Source organism: Marivita sp. (assembly GCF_020055675.1).
Classification (GTDB): Bacteria; Pseudomonadota; Alphaproteobacteria; order Rhodobacterales; family Rhodobacteraceae; genus Marivita.
Genome location: NZ_JAIPUS010000042.1, coordinates 1 through 17,290, shown reverse-complemented (window position 1 = coordinate 17,290; position 17,290 = coordinate 1). Strand labels below are relative to the sequence as shown.

General features: G+C 62.5%; 16 protein-coding genes. 11 read left to right on the top strand and 5 right to left on the bottom strand.

Going from position 1 to position 17,290, the window contains the following annotated elements; genetic code table 11:
- Window positions 1-227: 227 nt before the first annotated feature.
- From LCF59_RS16440 to tldD, 4 genes are all read right to left on the bottom strand, one after another.
- Window positions 228-788, bottom strand: a complete 561-nt coding sequence (locus tag LCF59_RS16440) for a L,D-transpeptidase (RefSeq protein WP_292288708.1) — start codon at window positions 786-788, stop codon at window positions 228-230.
- A 116-nt stretch (window positions 789-904) separates the two neighbouring features.
- Window positions 905-3,562 (bottom strand): type I DNA topoisomerase, encoded by a 2,658-nt coding sequence (gene topA, locus LCF59_RS16435; RefSeq protein WP_292288707.1) that lies wholly within the window; start codon window positions 3,560-3,562, stop codon window positions 905-907.
- Window positions 3,563-3,758: 196 nt separating this feature from the next.
- Window positions 3,759-4,895: a DNA-processing protein DprA gene (dprA, locus tag LCF59_RS16430; protein ID WP_292288706.1), complete on the bottom strand. Its 1,137-nt coding sequence runs from the start codon at window positions 4,893-4,895 to the stop codon at window positions 3,759-3,761.
- Window positions 4,896-5,020: 125 nt separating this feature from the next.
- Window positions 5,021-6,445, bottom strand: coding sequence for a metalloprotease TldD (gene tldD, locus LCF59_RS16425; protein ID WP_292288705.1), 1,425 nt, complete (start codon window positions 6,443-6,445; stop codon window positions 5,021-5,023).
- Window positions 6,446-6,633: 188 nt separating this feature from the next.
- Between tldD and coxB the strand changes: the two genes are divergently transcribed.
- The 11 genes from coxB to LCF59_RS16370 all read left to right on the top strand — a co-directional run bounded on the left by coxB (window position 6,634) and on the right by LCF59_RS16370 (window position 16,498).
- Entirely contained in the window at window positions 6,634-7,512 is an 879-nt protein-coding gene (gene coxB / locus LCF59_RS16420; RefSeq protein WP_292288704.1) for a cytochrome c oxidase subunit II, read from the top strand.
- Between the two features lie 79 nt (window positions 7,513-7,591).
- Window positions 7,592-8,533, top strand: coding sequence for a heme o synthase (cyoE, locus tag LCF59_RS16415; protein ID WP_292288703.1), 942 nt, complete (start codon window positions 7,592-7,594; stop codon window positions 8,531-8,533).
- Entirely contained in the window at window positions 8,530-8,694 is a 165-nt protein-coding gene (locus LCF59_RS16410; protein ID WP_292288702.1) for a hypothetical protein, read from the top strand. Before cyoE ends, LCF59_RS16410 begins: the two co-directional genes overlap by 4 nt.
- A complete protein-coding gene (locus LCF59_RS16405) occupies window positions 8,691-9,278 on the top strand; it encodes a cytochrome c oxidase assembly protein (RefSeq protein ID WP_292288701.1) in 588 nt (195 codons plus the stop codon). The genes LCF59_RS16410 and LCF59_RS16405 overlap by 4 nt, the downstream gene beginning before the upstream one ends.
- Before the next feature lie 24 nt (window positions 9,279-9,302).
- Entirely contained in the window at window positions 9,303-10,103 is an 801-nt protein-coding gene (locus LCF59_RS16400) for a cytochrome c oxidase subunit 3 (protein WP_292288700.1), read from the top strand.
- A gap of 102 nt (window positions 10,104-10,205) precedes the next feature.
- Window positions 10,206-10,883 (top strand): SURF1 family protein, encoded by a 678-nt coding sequence (locus LCF59_RS16395; protein WP_292288699.1) that lies wholly within the window; start codon window positions 10,206-10,208, stop codon window positions 10,881-10,883.
- A 6-nt stretch (window positions 10,884-10,889) separates the two neighbouring features.
- Window positions 10,890-12,278 carry a threonine synthase gene (thrC, locus tag LCF59_RS16390; RefSeq protein ID WP_292288698.1) on the top strand — a complete coding sequence of 463 codons (1,389 nt, stop codon included), beginning with the start codon at window positions 10,890-10,892 and terminating at the stop codon, window positions 12,276-12,278.
- Window positions 12,275-13,537 carry a pitrilysin family protein gene (locus tag LCF59_RS16385; RefSeq protein WP_292288697.1) on the top strand — a complete coding sequence of 421 codons (1,263 nt, stop codon included), beginning with the start codon at window positions 12,275-12,277 and terminating at the stop codon, window positions 13,535-13,537. The genes thrC and LCF59_RS16385 overlap by 4 nt, the downstream gene beginning before the upstream one ends.
- Window positions 13,537-14,121, top strand: coding sequence for a GNAT family protein (locus LCF59_RS16380; RefSeq protein ID WP_292288696.1), 585 nt, complete (start codon window positions 13,537-13,539; stop codon window positions 14,119-14,121). Before LCF59_RS16385 ends, LCF59_RS16380 begins: the two co-directional genes overlap by 1 nt.
- Window positions 14,122-14,218: 97 nt before the next feature.
- On the top strand, window positions 14,219-15,058 hold the full coding sequence (locus LCF59_RS16375) for an MBL fold metallo-hydrolase (RefSeq protein WP_292288695.1): 840 nt from the start codon (window positions 14,219-14,221) through the stop codon (window positions 15,056-15,058).
- Between the two features lie 18 nt (window positions 15,059-15,076).
- Window positions 15,077-16,498, top strand: coding sequence for an FAD-binding oxidoreductase (locus LCF59_RS16370; protein ID WP_292288694.1), 1,422 nt, complete (start codon window positions 15,077-15,079; stop codon window positions 16,496-16,498).
- On the opposite strand, the gene LCF59_RS16365 is transcribed toward LCF59_RS16370, so the two are convergent.
- Window positions 16,490-17,251 carry a lytic transglycosylase domain-containing protein gene (locus LCF59_RS16365; protein WP_292288709.1) on the bottom strand — a complete coding sequence of 254 codons (762 nt, stop codon included), beginning with the start codon at window positions 17,249-17,251 and terminating at the stop codon, window positions 16,490-16,492. The two genes, LCF59_RS16370 and LCF59_RS16365, sit on opposite strands and share 9 nt — an antisense overlap.
- Window positions 17,252-17,290 lie beyond the last annotated feature (39 nt).

Below are 17,290 nucleotides of genomic sequence, written 5' to 3'. Positions count from 1 at the left end.
CCCGCCGAGATCAGCATGCCATCGGACAGCAGCCCCTCAAGCGCTTCGATTGCCGAGCCATAGACCTTTTTCATTGCGAAATCCCCTGCTGTTGAACGCCCCGCCGTTTTGGCGCGTCGTGCCTGCTAAGTCAACGCCACGGCCCGTCCATGTCGAAGCCGCCCCAACTTGCGGGGGCCCGGCAGGGGTAACAGGGGTCCGGTTGTTCTTCGCGGTTTCCTGCCCGGTCAGACCAGGCGCACCTGCGTGCCAACCGGCACCAGGGCATAAAGTTCTTCCACGGTTTCGTTGAACAGCCCGATACAGCCATCCGACGAACGCCGCCCGATCTTGCGGGTGTCATGCGTGCCGTGGATCAGGTAAGCTGGCCAATCGAAGTACAGCGCATGGGTGCCCAGGGGATTGTCCGGGCCAGGACCCATCGGCTTCCAATCGGGAAACCGCTCCATCTGGGACTGCGTGGGTGTCCAGGAGGGCCCTTCCTTCTTGCGCACGATCCGGGTGTACCCGCGCCGGGTCAGCTCATCGGTCTTGGGCACCGAGGTCGGGAAGACCCGGTAATCGCTTCCCTCGGCATTCCAGTAATGCAGCGCGCGCGACACCGTATCGCAGACGATCGCGCCCTTGCCCAGGGTCTCGAAATGATCGCGCCAATCCTGTTGTGCAAAGGACGAGATGTTGCGCCGATTGGAGCCTGTGGCCTCCTGTGCGCGCAGCACCCTGGGCATGGCGACGGCGGCGATCGCGCCACCGACAAGCGCGCGGCGCGAAACGAATGGTCCGGTCATGGGAACTCCTGCTCTGTGGTCCGTTTTTTTTGCACAGGGTGCATGCCCCGCGCCAAAAGGACCAATCACGAAAAGTTCAATCGCTGCTTGCCTGTAACGCCCCGTCGGTTCGGCGCCTATTCAGGGGTAGCCTTCTTTTTCGCGCCCGACGCCTTGGTCGCAGTCTTCTTGGCGGCCGGTTTGCGGGCAGCGGCCTTCTTGGGCGCGGCTGTCTTTGGGGCTGTCTTTGGAGCAGCCTTCTTGGGGGCGGCTTTCTTCTTGCCGCCTTTCTTGGCCGCCTTTTCGGCGATCAGCTTCACTGCGACATCCATCGTCACATCGTCCGGCTCCACGTCCTTGGGCAAGGTCGCATTGACCTTTTCCCACTTGACGTAAGGCCCGTACCGACCTTCCATCACCGCGACGGGTCCGCCATCCTGGGGATGTTCGCCCAGCGTCTTGAGCGGCTTGGCTGCCGCACCCCGGCCGCGTCCCGGATTGGCGCGCTTTTCGGCCAACAGCTCGACGGATCGGTTCATGCCGATTTCGAACACCTCCTGGAATTCCTTGAGATTGACGTAAACCGGCTTTGGCTCGTCGGGCAATTGGTGCATGATGTAAGGACCAAAGCGCCCCAGGTTCGACTTCACCTCGCCGCCATCGGGGTGCATGCCAACGATGCGCGGCAGGGTCAGCAGCGTCACCGCCTTTTCCAGTGTCATATCGTCGGGCGACCATCCGGGCAGGAAATCCCCCTTGGCCTTTGGCAGGCTGGCGCGCGGGGGTTTCTTGTTTTCCGGCGTCGGCTCGCCGCGCTGAACATACGGCCCGAAGCGACCTGACTTGAGCCAGATCTCGTCGCCCTGATCCTCGCCCAGCACGCGCTCCTCGCCCTCGGCCCCTTCGCCGGCGATGGGGCGCGTATAGGTGCATTCAGGGTAATTCCCACAGCCGACAAACCCACCGGTGCGCGACGTCTTGAGGTGCAACTGCCCCTGCCCGCATTTCGGACAGATGCGCGGATCGGTACCATCCTCGCGCGGCGGGTAAAGCTGAGGCGCAAGCGCGTCGTCCAGCACATCCAGAACCTCGGTGATGCGAAGATCGGAGGTTTCGGCAATAGCTGCGGAGAAATCGCGCCAGAAGCGACTCAGGAGCGCCTTGTAGTCGCCCTCTCCCGCGCTGACATGGTCCAGCTCGTCCTCGAGCGCGGCCGTGAAATCATATTCCACGTAGCGTTTGAAAAAATTGAGCAGGAAGATGGTGACGATCCGGCCCTTGTCTTCGGGGATAAGGCGATTCTGTTCCTTGCGGACATATTCGCGATCCTGGATCGTGGTGATGATGCTGGCATAGGTCGAGGGGCGGCCAATGCCCAGTTCTTCCATCTTCTTGACCAGCGTCGCCTCGGTGTAGCGCGGTGGCGGCTGGGTGAAATGCTGATCGGGCGTGATGGCGCGCTTGTCGGCGATTTCGCCCTCGGAGATTTGCGGCAGGCGCTTGTCGTCGTCATCCACCGCCGCGTCGTCGCGGCCTTCCTCGTAGACGCGCAGGAACCCGTCGAACAGAACGACCTGGCCATTGGCGCGCAGCACGACCTGTTCATCGGCGCTGCCGACATCGACAACGGTGCGTTCGAGCCGGGCCGACTCCATCTGGCAGGCCAGGGTGCGTTTCCAGATCAGGTCGTAAAGCTTGCGCTGATCGGGCTCCGACAGCTTGAGCGACTGTGCATCCCGCGCCATGTCGGTGGGCCGGATGCATTCATGCGCTTCCTGCGCGTTCTTCGCCTTGTTCTTGTAAATCCGTTTCTCGCTCGGCACGTAATCGGCGCCATAGCGGTCCTTGATCGCGGCGCGTGCCTGATCGACAGCCTCGGGCGCCATGTCGATACCATCGGTCCGCATGTAGGTGATGTGGCCGGCCTCATAAAGCCGTTGCGCCGCGTTCATCGTCTGGCGCGCGCCCATGCCGAACTTGCGGCTGGCCTCTTGCTGAAGCGTCGACGTCATGAATGGTGCCGACGGGTTGCGGGAGGCGGGTTTCGCTTCGACCGACTGAACGGTCAGGTCGCGGCTGGTGATCGCCTGAACCGCCATTTCGGCCTGAGTTTCGTTCTCGATATCGTAGCGGTCAAGCTTCTTTCCGGCGAGCACGGTCAGCCGCGCCTCGTAGTCCTGGCCGCGCGGCGTGGCCAGTTTCGCCTTCACCGACCAGTATTCGCGCGGTTTGAACGCCTCGATCTCCATTTCCCGTTCGACAATCAGCCGCAGGCTGACCGATTGCACCCGCCCCGCGCTGCGCGCCCCCGGCAGCTTGCGCCACAGCACCGGTGACAGGTTGAACCCGACAAGATAGTCCAAGGCCCGCCGCGCCAGATATGCCTCGACCAAAGGCGCGTCGATGTCGCGGGGATTGGCCATCGCCTCTGTCACGGCGTCTTTCGTGATCGCGTTGAAGGTGACGCGTTTCACATCGGTGGTTTTCTTGATCGACCGGCGCTTTGTCAGCGCCTCTTTCAGGTGCCAGGAGATTGCCTCGCCCTCGCGGTCGGGGTCCGTCGCGAGGATCAGTGCGTCGTCGGATTTGAGCGCATCGGCAATGGCTGCGACATGTTTGCGGGAATCGGTGGCAACCTCCCATTTCATGTCGAAATCATTCTCGGGATCGACCGATCCATCCTTTGGCGGCAGGTCCCGCACATGGCCATAGGAGGCAAGAACGGTGTAATCAGAGCCCAGATACTTGTTGATCGTTTTGGCCTTGGCCGGGGATTCAACAACAACGACGGGCATAGAGCGAACACCTTTCTACATGCGGATGACCGGTCTGGTCTGGCTGCGTATGGCCGCGCAGCATGTGGGGTGCAAGCGGGAATTGTCAATCGAGCAGGTATCGCAACCACCGACAGGCCACGTGGAAAGAGGCCGGGTCGCGGCCCGCGTTTGCTCGCAGGCAAACGCAATGATGTCATCATTTGTGGTGCCAGGCTCAGCCGACACGCGAAATCAGGCCACCGGGCTGGCGACTGATCCGCCCATCCATTTCCAGGTCCGTCAAAGCCGGTGACACCAGGCGGGAGCTTGCCCCGAGATCGCGGATCAGTTGATCCTCGCCCAATGGCGACGGGCCCAACCGGTCAAGAATTTGCTGATGCAGCTGTGCCACCTGGGCAAGCGGCCGTTCGGGTTGCACCGGCTCCAACGGCAGTTGCGGTGGGGCGGCATCGGCGATCGGGGACAGACCGTCAATCACGTCCTCGGCGCTGCGCACCAGGCGCGCGCCATCGCGCAAGAGCATGATGCACCCGCTGGCGCGCGCATCGAACGGGTGTCCGGGAACGGCCATCACCTCCCTGCCCTGGTCAAGCGCCGTGCGCGCGGTAATGAGCGATCCCGATTTCGCCGCCGCCTCGACCACGATCACCGCGCGGCACAATCCCGAGATGATTCTGTTGCGCGCCGGAAAATGCCGCGCCTGCGGTTGCAGCGCCATCGGTTGCTCACTGAGCCGCACGCCGCCATTGGCCACGATATCCTCGGCCAGCCGGGAATTTTCCGCAGGATAGAGCACATCAACGCCCCCCCCCAGAACCGCCACGGTTCCCGCTTTCAATGCAGCGAGATGGGCCGCCGTATCCACACCGCGGGCCATGCCTGAGGTGATCACGAACCCCGACTTGGCCAGGTCGGTGGCCAGCGCCCGCGCCATCCGGCCCCCGAGGGACGAGGCATTTCGCGCCCCGACAAGGGCGATTTGGGGTTTTGACAAAAGGGCGGCATTGCCGATCACCCAGAGCATCGGCGGTGCATCTTCGAGATCATCGAGGCTGTCCGGGTAGAGGTCGTCGCCGCGGCAGACAAGCTGCGCGCCGGACGCCGTCGCGGCCTTGAGTTCGGCTTGCACCACCGCCTCCGGGCAAATGGAATAGGTGTCGACCCCCGCCGCCCTGGCAATGTCGGGCAGATGACGCAGGGCGTCCGCCGCGCTGCCGTGATCGCGCATGAGCCGGTAAAACGTGCTGATCCCGACACGGCGCGAGCGCAAGAGACGAAGCCAGTCAAACCTTTGGTCTTCCGTGGTGGGTGGGAGTAGGGGGTGAGTGGAAGAGTTGTGTTCCAATGTCATCCTGCCTCCGTCCGCTTGCAGGAACAGGAATAGGCGGCCACTGGTTAATCACAGGTGAATCCAGACAAGAGGGTGGCGAGAAAACCCGGCTTTCCCCGCCAACCCTTTGTTTCAGATCACTTCTTTTATCCCGCCTGCGCGCCACCGACCGTCAGGCCGCCGATCATCACCGTAGGTTGGCCAACGCCGACGGGCACCCATTGGCCGTCCTTGCCGCAATTGCCCATGCCCGGATCGAGCGCCATGTCGTTGCCGATCGCGCGGATCTGTTGCAGCGCTGTCGCGCCGTCGCCGATCAGCGTTGCCCCCTTGACGGGCGCGCCCACCTTGCCGTCCTTGACGCGATAGGCTTCGGTGCAAGAGAACACGAACTTGCCGTTGGTGATGTCCACCTGCCCGCCGCCGAAGCCCACGGCCCAGATCCCGTCCTTCAGGTCGCCCACAATGTCGCCCGGCGCGACAGTGCCACCCAGCATATAGGTGTTGGTCATCCGGGGCATCGGGATATGCGCATAGGATTCGCGGCGCCCGTTGCCGGTCGGCTCCACCCCCATGAGCCGCGCGTTCTGGCGGTCCTGCATGAAGCCCACCAGCTTGCCATCCTCGATCAGCACGTTCTTGCCCGATGGCGTGCCTTCGTCGTCAATTGTGATCGACCCGCGCCGATCGGGGATTGTGCCGTCGTCAAGGACCGTCACGCCCCTGGCGGCAACCTGTTGGCCCATCAGACCGGCAAAGGCCGAACTGCCCTTGCGATTGAAATCCCCTTCAAGCCCGTGGCCCACCGCCTCGTGCAGCAGGATGCCGGGCCAGCCCGGCCCCAGCACGATATCCATGACACCCGCCGGGGCCGGCTCCGCGTCGAGGTTGACCAGAGCGATGCGCAGGGCTTCGCGCGCCTTGCCCTGCCAATCGGCCGGGTCGAGCAGCCCGTCCAGCATGACGCGCCCACCGCCGCCCGCGGTTCCGGATTCGCGGCGGCCGTTCTCTTCGACGATGACGCTCACGTTCACCCGGGTCATCGGCCGGATATCAGAGACGAGCGTGCCCTCGGGGCGCAGGATTGCGACCTCCTGCAAGGACGCGGCGATCGTCGCGCTGACCTGCACCACGCGCGGATCGAGGTCGCGGGCGAAGGCGTCGATCTCGCGCAGAATGTCGACCTTGACAGGAAAGCTGCGGCCCTCGATCGGGTCGGCATCCGAGTAGAGCCGAATGTTCGTGCCTTTCGGACCGTCGGCAAGGGTGCCACCGCCCTCGCCGACGGCCAGTCGCGCGGTGTCCACCGCGCGCTTGATCGCCGATTCGGAGATATCGGTGGCGTGGGAATATCCCGCCACCTCGCCGCGCACGGCGCGCAGCCCGAAGCCTTCGGAGGCGTCGTAGCTCGCGGTGCGCACGCGGCCATCATCAAACATCAGCACCTCGGAGCGACGCCGCTCCAAAAACAACTCTCCGTCGTCTGCCCCCGCGACGGCCTCTTTCAGCAGCGCAAGCGCCTTGTCCTGATCGAGATGCGTTTCAAACGGTTGAAAGGACGTGTCAGCCATGGGACCCCCAGAGGTGTAAATTGATCCAGATCAAAGAAAGCGCCTTTTTGCCGCAAGCAAGCTTCTTTAACTGATGCACGGAATATGGTTTTAACCGCCCTCAAGACAACGGGCACTCCGGATTGGCAACGGCCATCCCCGGGCTATCCTCGTAACATGACTTTATACGCAACCGATCAGGGTAGGACATGCAACTGAAATCTTTGCTCCTGGGGCTGGCCACGACATTCGGCGCCGCGCCCGCGTTTGCCCAGCAAACGATTGAAACAATCGGCGAACCGGTGCAGCGCGGCACCGGCTTTCAGCCCGCGGCGACGGAACTGGCGCGCGACCTGCAATGGCTGGACGGGATGATCCTTATCATCATCACCGCCATCGTGCTTTTGGTCACGGGGTTGCTGGCTTACTGCATCGTGCGCTACAACAGCAAATCAAACCCCACCCCAAGAAGTTTCACCCACAACACTCCGGTCGAAATCGCCTGGACCGTGGGACCGATTCTCATCCTTGTGTTCATTGGCGCATTTTCCCTGCCGGTCCTGTTCAAGCAGCAGGAAATTCCCGAGGCGGATGTCACCATCAAGGTGACCGGCTACCAGTGGTACTGGGGATATGATTATGTCGGCGAGGATCTCTCCTTTGACGGCAACATGATCGGCTCGCCCTTCACAGGCGGTGACAACCGCATGTCCCCCGAAGTCGAGGACCAGTTGATCGAGGCCGGGTACAAGAAGGAAGATTTCCTTCTGGCCACGGACACTGCGGTCGTCGTCCCGGTGGGCGAAACGGTTGTCATGCAGGTTACTGGCGCGGACGTGATCCATTCATGGACCATCCCGGCCTTCGGCGTGAAACAGGATGCGGTGCCCGGTCGCCTGGCCGAGCTTTGGTTCACGCCCGAAAAGGAAGGTGTCTATTTCGGCCAATGCTCCGAGCTCTGCGGCCTGGCGCATGCCTATATGCCGATCACCGTCAAGGTCGTCAGCAAGGAGGCATATGATGCCTGGCTGACCGCCTCCAGGGACGATGGCGGATATGTCGATGTCCGGACCGTTCTGACCAATTGATCGAGACCGGGCGCAGGCAGTCTTCTGCCTGCGCGCCACCCCACGCCGCGAAGGCCCCAACCTGTTTGAGACAAGACGCGTGACCGATACAAGCATCCCCTCCCAGCCCTACAGCGCCGCCAACGAGGCCGGGTTCGGCGATTATTTCGCGTTGCTCAAGCCGCGCGTGATGACCCTGGTCGTGTTCACAGCCTTTGTCGGTCTTCTGGCGGCCCCGACGCCGGTCCATCCTTTCGTCGGATTTTGCGCCATCCTCTTCATCGCCATCGGTGGCGGTGCCTCCGGTGCGCTGAACATGTGGTGGGATGCGGATATCGACGCCGTGATGAAACGCACCCGGCGCCGCCCGATTCCGGCTGGCAAGGTCACCGGGGCAGACGCGTTCGGCATCGGGATTGCCCTCTCGGCCTTTTCGGTCGTGTTTCTTGGACTTGCGACGAACTGGGTCGCAGCCGGGCTTCTGGCCTTTACCATCTTCTTTTATGTCGTGATCTACACGATGTGGCTCAAGCGCTGGACGCCGCAGAACATCGTGATCGGCGGGGCCGCAGGGGCCTTTCCTCCGATGATTGGCTGGGCGGCCGCGACAGGCGGGGTCAGCATCGAATCGGTGCTGATGTTCTGCCTGACCTTCATGTGGACGCCGCCGCATTTCTGGGCGCTGGCGCTTTTCATGCGCAAGGATTACGACAACGCGGACGTGCCGATGTTGACCGTCACCCATGGTCGCCGCGCGACACGCATCCATATCCTCGCCTATACCGTGCTGCTGGCCGTCCTGGCGTTGGCCGCCGGGTTCACATCAATCGGAGGGCCAGTCTACATCGCCACTGCCGTGGTGCTCAACGCGATGTTCCTCCGCGGTGCGGTGCAGATTTGGCGCCGGGACGAGGACATGTCGGAGGCCGACAATTTCCGCGTCGAACGCAAGTTTTTCAAACTCTCGCTGCTCTATCTCTTTGCGCATTTCGGCGCGATCCTGGTCGAGGCGGGCTTTGACAAATTCGGGGTCTGGGCATGAGCCTGTCGAAACAACATGAACTGCATCAACGCCGCTTTGGCCGCAATCTGGCGGTCGGCGTCATCCTGGCCGGGCTGATCGCGATCGTGTTCGGTCTGACTGTGGTAAAGGTGACGGGCGGCGACTACCAAACGCCTGCAACGCAATCGGTGTCCCAATGAAAACGCTCGATCCAAAGAACAAGACCGCTCTTCAAGGTGTCGCTGTGGTGCTCTTCATGGGCGCCATGGCCTGGGCCTCGGTGCCCCTTTACGACTGGTTCTGCCGGGTCACGGGCTACGGTGGCGAAACCAATGTGGCCGAAGCAGGCAGCCGGGACATCGTCGACCAGACGATCAAGGTGCGCTTTGATGCCTCTCTGGAACGCGGAATGCCGTGGGAATTCAAACCCAAGCAACTCGAAGTGGAATTGCGACTGGGCGAAGAAGGGCTGGCCTTCTACGAAGCCTACAACCCGACCGACGAACCCATCGCCGGAACGGCCAGCTACAACGTCGCGCCCTATGGGGCAGGGCTCTACTTTTCCAAGATTGCCTGCTTCTGCTTCGAAGAACAGATCCTGATGCCGGGCGAACGTGTTGACATGCCCGTCAGCTTTTTCGTCGATCCCGACATCATGAATGACGCGGATGCAAAATTCGCGAAACACATCACGCTGTCCTATACGTTTCACCAGATCGAGCTGCCCGAGGAAAAACAGGCCGCTCTGTCCGTGGAGGACACCGACAGCGGCTCCGTGAACTAACGCCTATCCAACGAGGGACCAAAAATGGCGCACGCAAAAGATCATGACTACCACATTCTGAACCCCTCCGTCTGGCCGTTCATCGGATCGGTGGCGGGGTTCATCATGCTGTTCGGAGCGGTGCTCTGGATGCATGGAAGCGGCCCCTGGATGTTCCTCATCGGGTTTGTCGGCGTGCTCTACACGATGTTCGGCTGGTGGGCCGATGTGGTCGCCGAAAGCCAGGTGGGCGATCACACGCCTGTCGTGCGCATCGGCCTGAAATACGGCTTCATCCTCTTCATCATCTCTGAAGTGATGTTCTTTGCCGCCTGGTTCTGGAGCTTCTTCAAGCACGCGCTCTATCCGATGGGGCCCGACAGCCCGGCGATTGACGGTGTCTGGCCGCCGGCGGGGATCGAAACCTTCGATCCATGGCACCTGCCGCTGATCAACACGTTGATCCTGCTTTGCTCGGGGGCTGCCGCGACCTGGGCGCACCACGCGCTGGTGCACGAGGACAACCGCGAGGACATGAAGTGGGGCCTGATCATCGCCATCGCGCTTGGCGCGATCTTCACCGTGCTTCAGGTGTATGAATACACCCATGCGGGCTTCGGCTTTGCCGGCAACATCTACGGGGCCAACTTCTTCATGGCGACAGGGTTTCACGGCGCACATGTGGTGATCGGCACGATCTTCCTGTTCGTCTGTCTGTTGCGCCTGATGCGCGGACATTTCACGCAGGACAAGCATGTCGGCTTCGAGGCCGCCGCCTGGTACTGGCACTTCGTCGACGTGGTCTGGCTGTTCCTCTTTGCCTCTGTTTACGTCTGGGGCCAGTAACCCTGAAGCGACATGACGTTCCGGCTTGAACCGGAACTGCCATGAACGATAAGACAAGGCGCGCCGGACCGGCGCGCCTTCTTCCCTTTCGGAGCCTGCCACTTGTCCCGTATCATCACGCCATTGCTTTTCGGCCTGATCGGCACTGCCATTCTGCTTTGGCTGGGCACCTGGCAGATGCAACGGCTCGACTGGAAGCGCGGCATCCTGTCGGAGATCGAAAACCGCATTGGCGGCGATCCAGCCCCCCTGCCCGCCATCGGTGATCCCGAAACCGACCGTTACCAGCCGGTACAGATCAACGGTACGATTGAACCTGGCGAATTATACGTCCTGGTCTCGCAAAAGAAAATCGGCGCGGGCTACCGCGTGATCTCTGCGTTCACCACGGAGGGTGGCCGCCGCATCCTGCTTGACCGGGGCTTCATTCCCGTCGCCAATCGCGAACAGGACCGCGACGGTGGCATGGCCGAGGTTCAGGGCAACCTGCACTGGCCCGATGACCGGACTTCGTCAACACCCGAGAACGATGTCGAGGGCAACACCTGGTTCGCCCGCGATGTCGATGCGATGGCGGATGTGCTGGAGACCGAACCGCTGCTGGTGATTGCCCGCAACATCTCACCCGCCGATGCGGGCATCGACCCGCTGCCTGTGGACACCGGCGGGATTCCGAACGATCACCTGCAATACGCGATCACCTGGTACTCGCTTGCCGTCGTCTGGATTGTGATGACCGGCGCGTATCTCTGGCGCCAACGCAAAGGCAAGGAGGGCTAACGCCCGATGCAGTATATTTCGACGCGCGGCTCGGCCCCGGCGCTTGGATTCGAAGACACGATGCTGTCGGGCCTTGCCCGCGACGGCGGGTTGTATGTGCCCGAAACGATCCCGCAACTTTCGCCGGACGATATCCGCGCGATGCACGGGCAGTCGTATGAAGACATCGCATTTCGCGTCATGCGCCCCTTTATCGGAGATGCCTTCACCGACGAGGTGTTTGCCGACCTGATCGCCAAGGCGTATGCGGGCTTCGGCCATGACGCCCGCGCGCCGCTGGTGCAGCTGGGCAACGGTCATTTTCTGCTTGAGCTGTTCCACGGCCCGACGCTCGCGTTCAAGGATTTCGCGATGCAGCTGATCGGGCAGATGTTCGAAGAGGCGCTGACCCGCCGGGGCGACCGCGTGACCATCGTCGGCGCGACATCCGGGGATACCGGATCTGCCGCGATCGAAGCGTTTCGCGGCCTGGACGCCGTGGATGTGTTCATCCTGTTCCCGCATGGCCGGGTGTCGGACGTGCAGCGCCGCCAGATGACCACGCCGGTCGAAGATAACGTTCATGCCATTGCGATCGACGGCGATTTCGACGATTGTCAGGCGCGGCTCAAGGACATGTTCAACCATTTCGAGTTTCGCGATGCAGTGCGGCTGGCCGGGGTCAATTCCATCAACTGGGGCCGCGTTCTGGCACAGGTGGTCTACTACTTTTCCTCCGCCGTCAGCCTTGGCGCGCCGGACCGAAAGATCAGCTTCACGGTCCCCACCGGCAATTTCGGTGACATTTTCGCGGGCTATATCGCCAAGCGGATGGGCCTGCCCATCGACCGCCTTGTGGTGGCGACGAACCACAATGATATCCTGCACCGCTGCCTGAGCACGGGCGGCTATGTCACCGACAGCGTGACACCCACAATCAGCCCGTCGATGGACATACAGGTGTCATCGAACTTCGAACGTGCGCTGTTTGACGCCTATGACCGCGATGGCGCTGCAGTGGCGCAGCTTATGGATGAGCTGAAGGCCGGCGGTTTCCACGTCAGCCAGGGCGCCATGCAGGTTTTGCGTGACCATTACGACAGCGGGCGTGTCTCGGAAGACCAGACACTTGCGATGATCACACAGGCCCAGGACCACATGGGCGAACTTCTGTGTCCCCATTCGGCAATCGGTGTCGCCGTGGCCGAAGCGCAGCGCGATCCCGCAACCCCGATGGTCACGCTGGCCACCGCCCATCCCGCCAAATTCCCCGACGCGGTGCAGAAGGCCACCGGCCTCCGACCGCCGCTGCCTGAACGTATGGCCGATCTCTTCGACCGCACCGAACGCGTCACGCGTCTGGCGAACGACCTCGACACACTTGAAACCCATATAAAAGACAGGATCACCTCTTGACCGTGCAGACCGCGACACTCCCCAACGGCTTCCGTATCGTGACCGAGCATATGCCCGGACTGGAAAGCGCGGCCATCGGCATCTGGATTACCGCGGGCGGGCGCCACGAACGGCCCGAACAGAACGGCATCGCGCATTTCCTTGAACACATGGCCTTCAAGGGCACAAAGACGCGCAATGCGCTTCAGATCGCCGAAGCGATCGAGGATGTTGGCGGTTATATAAACGCCTACACCTCACGCGAAGTGACCGCCTATTACGCGCGGGTGCTGCGCAACGATGTCGGCCTTGCGATGGACGTGGTTGCAGACATCCTGCGCAACCCGATGTTCGATCCGAAGGAAATCGAGGTCGAGCGGCACGTGATCCTGCAGGAGATCGGTCAGGCGGCGGATACACCCGACGACATCATTTTCGACTGGCTGCAGGAAAACGCCTATCCGGATCAGGCGATCGGCCGCACGATCCTCGGCGAAACGCAGCGGGTGTCGGGGTTCTCCAAGGACGACCTGGCCATGTTCGTGAATGAACATTACGGCCCCGACCAGATGATCCTTGCCGCCGCCGGCGCGGTGGATCACGACGCCATCGTGGCGCAAGCCGAAAGTTTGTTCGGCGACATGGTACCGCGCGCGGCGAACGGTGCAGACGCCGCCCGGTTCCACGGCGGAGAAAGCCGCAAGGTCAAGGAACTGGAACAGGCCCACCTGGCGCTGGCCTTCGAATCGCCAGGCTATTGCGACCCGGACTTCTATGTCGCACAGGTCTATTCCGTTGCACTGGGAGGCGGCATGTCGAGCCGCCTGTTTCAGGAAATCCGCGAAAAGCGCGGGCTGTGCTACACCATCTTCGCCCAGACCGGGGCGTATTCGGATACCGGCATGACCACCATCTATGCCGGCACCAGCGGCGACGAGATCCGCGATCTGACCAACCTGACCATCGACGAAATGAAGCGCGCCGCCGACGACATGTCCCCGGCCGAAGTGGCCCGCGCGCGGGCGCAGATGAAGGCGGGGTTGCTGATGGGGCTGGAAAGCCCCTCATCGCGCACCGAACGGCTGGCCCGCATGATCCAGATCTGGGGCGAGGTTCCGTCGCTCGAAGACACGGTGTCGCGCATTGACAGCGTGACCACCGGCGATGTGCGCGCGTTCGGCGCAAACCTGGTGAGCACGGCCCCGGCTGCACTGGCGCTCTATGGCCCGGTGGGCGACGCGCCCGATCTGCCTGCCCTGTTGCAACGCCGCGTGGCCTGATGCTCAGCCTGAGGCGCAAACTCCAGCTCGATACCGAGCGGATGATCCTGCGCCCTCCGATGCATAGCGATTACAACCCCTGGTGCGCACTCCGGCGTGACAGCGAAACCTTTCTTGTCCCGTGGGAGCCAAGCTGGGCGGAAGACCACCTGACCCGCCGCGCCTTTACCAATCGCGTCTACTGGGCCAACCGGGCCATCGGGAATGGTTCCGCGATTCCGCTTTTCCTGATCCGGCGCAGCGACGACATGCTGCTGGGCGCGATCACGCTCGACAACATACGCCGCGGGCCCGCGCAGTCGGGCACGCTTGGGTATTGGACCGGCGCGCCTTTCGCCCGCCAGGGATATATGCGCGAGGCCATCACAGCCGTGGTGCATTATGCCTTCGACCGCATTGACCTGAGCCGGATCGAAGCCGCCTGCCTGCCCGAAAACGTCGCGTCGCGCGGATTGCTCGAAAAGGCCGGGTTCAAATATGAAGGCGTCGCGCAAAGCTACCTGCAGATCGGTGGCCGCTGGCGCACGCATGTCCTTTATGCCGCCCTGCGGTTGGACCGCCGGGGCCGGACGGATGCCAGCTAGGCTCTAGCTCGATGCGCGATCGACCGCGCCGACCCCCTGGCAAATGTGACTAGACCAATGGCAACCATGCGCTACTGTCAGGGCAGGAGGTTTCGCGATGCAGTTGAAATCAATTTTTCTGACGCTTGTCATCGCCCTTGCGGGCACCTCGGCTTTGGCCCAGGACCGGGACAGACGGCCAAGCCATTGCCTTGCGATCGCCGATGCCACACCCGAAGCCGCCTATATCCATAAGGCCGCGTGGACCCAGGCGGTGCCGGAGTTTTCGGTCCGGATCAATTACGTCGCCCACGCGACCTTCTTGCTCCAGACACCCGGCGGCCTGAACGTCGCCACCGACTTCACCGGCTTCCTGGGCAGTTCCTCCATGATCCCGGATGTCGTCACGATGAACCACGCGCATGAAACGCATTGGACCGCAAACCCCGATCCGGCCATTCCACATGTCTTGCAGGGCTGGGGCGAATTCGGCCAGGGCATCGACCATCACGTCGATATCGGCGAGATGCTGATCCGGAACGTCTCCACCGACATCCGCTCCCGCATGGGCGGGACCGAGGAGAATGGCAATTCCATCTTCATCTTCGAGGTAGAGGGCCTGTGCATCGGCCATCTGGGCCACCTGCATCAAGAACCCACCGACCAACAATACGCAGCCATCGGGCGGCTTGACGTCGTCATGGTGCCCGTCGACGGCGGCTATACCCTTCCGCGCGCGGTGATGGTGCGCATCGTGGACCGGTTGCGCTCCAGCGTGGTGATCCCGATGCACTGGTTCTCCGGCTACGCGCTCGAGGCCTTTCTGGACGAGGTGCAGGACAGCTTCTTGATCGACCGGCGGGACAACTCCTTCATCGAGTTGTCATTGCGCGACCTGCCGTCGCGTCCTACGGTGGTGGTTCTGCGCCCCGAGTGGTTGCGGGACGCTTCAGACTGACCATTTTCGGAGACATCCATGCCTCGCGATTCCGCGGATAACGATTTCATCACGACCCTGTCAGGGAAATTCCCGACCGATATGTTCGCGCGCGCCGAACAATCCTATCTTGAAGAGCCGCGTGGCCGGTTCCAGGGCGCACAGGGCTTTGTCGCCCGCCCGCGAAACACCCAAGAGGTGTCAGCGCTTGTCAAAGCCTGTGGCGAGGCCGGTGTCGGGATCGTTCCCTACGGCGGGGGCACCGGGCTGGTTGGTGGCCAGATCGCCCCGGACGGGGTCGCCGAAACCCCGCTGATCCTGTCCCTGGAACGGATGACCGATATCCGCGCGGTTTACCCGCAAGAAAATGTCCTGATCGTCGATGCCGGCGCGATCCTCGCGACAATTCAGGCAGCGGCCACCGAAGCCGACCGCCTGTTTCCGCTGTCTCTGGCTTCCGAAGGGTCGGCGCGGATCGGCGGGTTGCTGGCCACGAATGCGGGCGGTGTGAACGTCCTGCGGTATGGCAACACGCGGGATCTGTGTCTCGGTCTCGAAGCGGTGTTGCCGGATGGATCGGTGTGGAACGGCCTGAAACGCCTGCGCAAGGACAACACGGGCTATGACCTGCGCAACCTGCTGATCGGCTCGGAAGGCACGCTCGGGATCATCACGGGCGCCTCGCTCAAGCTCTACCCGGCACCGGTGGGCACCGGCACGGCGGTATTCGTGATCCGCGATGCCGAGGCCGCACTTGAACTGCTGTCGCTGGCCCAATCACAACTGGGCGAAAGCATCAGCGCATTCGAATTGATGCACCGCACAGGGTTCGACTTCCTGTCACAAACCATGCCGGACATTCGCCTGCCCTTCGGTGATCAGCGTCCCGAGTGGATGGTCCTGATGGATATCGGCCTGCCGAAGGGTCTGGACCCGCAAGAGGCGCTTGAAACCCTTTTCGTCGCGGCCGAAAGCCAGGGCATCGCGCAGGATGCAGTTATCGCGCAATCCGCAGCACAGCGCGATGAGTTCTGGTCGGTGCGTGAACACATCCCCGAAGCCAACCGCCGCATTGGCGCAGTATCGAGCCATGATGTGTCTGTTCCCTTGGGCGAATTGCCGACATTCATCGCGCGGGTTCAGCAGTCCATCGCGCAGGTTGGGGCGTTCCGCATGAACTGCTTTGGCCATGTCGGCGACGGCAATCTGCACTTCAACGTCTTCCCGCCCGAAGGCCAATCCCGCGATCTCTATCTTGAAGAGACCAAGACGATCAAACGGCTGGTTCACGATATCGCGGCCGATCTGGGGGGCAGCTTCAGCGCCGAACATGGTGTCGGCCGTGCCAAGAGGGCCGATCTTGCGCGCTATGGCGACCCGGCAAAGCTGGCCGCGATGCGGGCGATCAAAGCCGCGCTCGACCCGCAGGGCATCATGAACCCCGGTGCGCTGCTAACCTGAAACAACGCGGAACACGCAGCCATCCGTCGCAAGTTGAGGCGGGGTGAGGCATAAACCCTTGGCCGTTTGGAACGCTTGCAGCACCTTCGGGACATAGGCGCGGGTTTCGGCATAATCCGGCACGCCGTTGTTCTTGCGCACAGCGGCCTCTCCGGCGTTGTATCCGGCCAGCACGAGGATCACGTCGTTGTCGAATGTCTCCATCAGGAAATCAAGAAACGCGATCCCGCCCTTGATATTCTGATCCGGGGCAAAGCTGTCCGCCACGCCAAACCGCTGTGCCGTGGCGGGCATCAATTGCATAAGCCCTTGGGCCCCGACCGCGCTTTGCGCGTCTGCCCGTCCGGCGGATTCAACCGCGATCACCGCAAGAGCCAGAGCAGGCGACACGCGCGTGCCCACCGTGTGCAACAGGATGTCCTTGCCATGCCGCTTCGCGATTGTCTGAAGCTCTTGCAAACGCGGCGCGGCGACGCCCTCTCCTGAAGGCGGGTTGGCCAGGCGCACCAATGCAGGCTCCAGCCGGCCCGGACCCTTCGCGTCGTAAGACGGGGACACATCTTTCCAGAACCAGTCCAGCGTATTGCCCGAACCTGCGCGCGGCTGCCCCGCGGGAGACGACGGATCCTTGCCCGCTGGCTCTTGGGGCGCGATCTGCACCGTGATCCGTTTCTTGGTGTCAGTGCTTGGCGGCTTGACCCGTTTCGCGGAGAACTCGGGAAATGGTGGCGGGTCCGCATGGGCCGGACCCATGCAGAGCGGGATGGCCAGGACTGCCACCGCAAGACAACG

What these genes read in the sequence shown, in the direction of transcription:
- LCF59_RS16440 (WP_292288708.1), bottom strand. Translation starts at nt 788, where the DNA reads ATGACCGGACCATTCGTTTCGCGCCGCGCGCTTGTCGGTGGCGCGATC.
- topA (WP_292288707.1), bottom strand. Translation starts at nt 3,562, where the DNA reads ATGCCCGTCGTTGTTGTTGAATCCCCGGCCAAGGCCAAAACGATCAAC.
- dprA (WP_292288706.1), bottom strand. Translation starts at nt 4,895, where the DNA reads ATGACATTGGAACACAACTCTTCCACTCACCCCCTACTCCCACCCACC.
- tldD (WP_292288705.1), bottom strand. Translation starts at nt 6,445, where the DNA reads ATGGCTGACACGTCCTTTCAACCGTTTGAAACGCATCTCGATCAGGAC.
- coxB (WP_292288704.1), top strand. Translation starts at nt 6,634, where the DNA reads ATGCAACTGAAATCTTTGCTCCTGGGGCTGGCCACGACATTCGGCGCC.
- LCF59_RS16410 (WP_292288702.1), top strand. Translation starts at nt 8,530, where the DNA reads ATGAGCCTGTCGAAACAACATGAACTGCATCAACGCCGCTTTGGCCGC.
- LCF59_RS16405 (WP_292288701.1), top strand. Translation starts at nt 8,691, where the DNA reads ATGAAAACGCTCGATCCAAAGAACAAGACCGCTCTTCAAGGTGTCGCT.
- LCF59_RS16400 (WP_292288700.1), top strand. Translation starts at nt 9,303, where the DNA reads ATGGCGCACGCAAAAGATCATGACTACCACATTCTGAACCCCTCCGTC.
- thrC (WP_292288698.1), top strand. Translation starts at nt 10,890, where the DNA reads ATGCAGTATATTTCGACGCGCGGCTCGGCCCCGGCGCTTGGATTCGAA.
- LCF59_RS16380 (WP_292288696.1), top strand. Translation starts at nt 13,537, where the DNA reads ATGCTCAGCCTGAGGCGCAAACTCCAGCTCGATACCGAGCGGATGATC.
- LCF59_RS16375 (WP_292288695.1), top strand. Translation starts at nt 14,219, where the DNA reads ATGCAGTTGAAATCAATTTTTCTGACGCTTGTCATCGCCCTTGCGGGC.
- LCF59_RS16370 (WP_292288694.1), top strand. Translation starts at nt 15,077, where the DNA reads ATGCCTCGCGATTCCGCGGATAACGATTTCATCACGACCCTGTCAGGG.
- LCF59_RS16365 (WP_292288709.1), bottom strand. Translation starts at nt 17,251, where the DNA reads ATGGGTCCGGCCCATGCGGACCCGCCACCATTTCCCGAGTTCTCCGCG.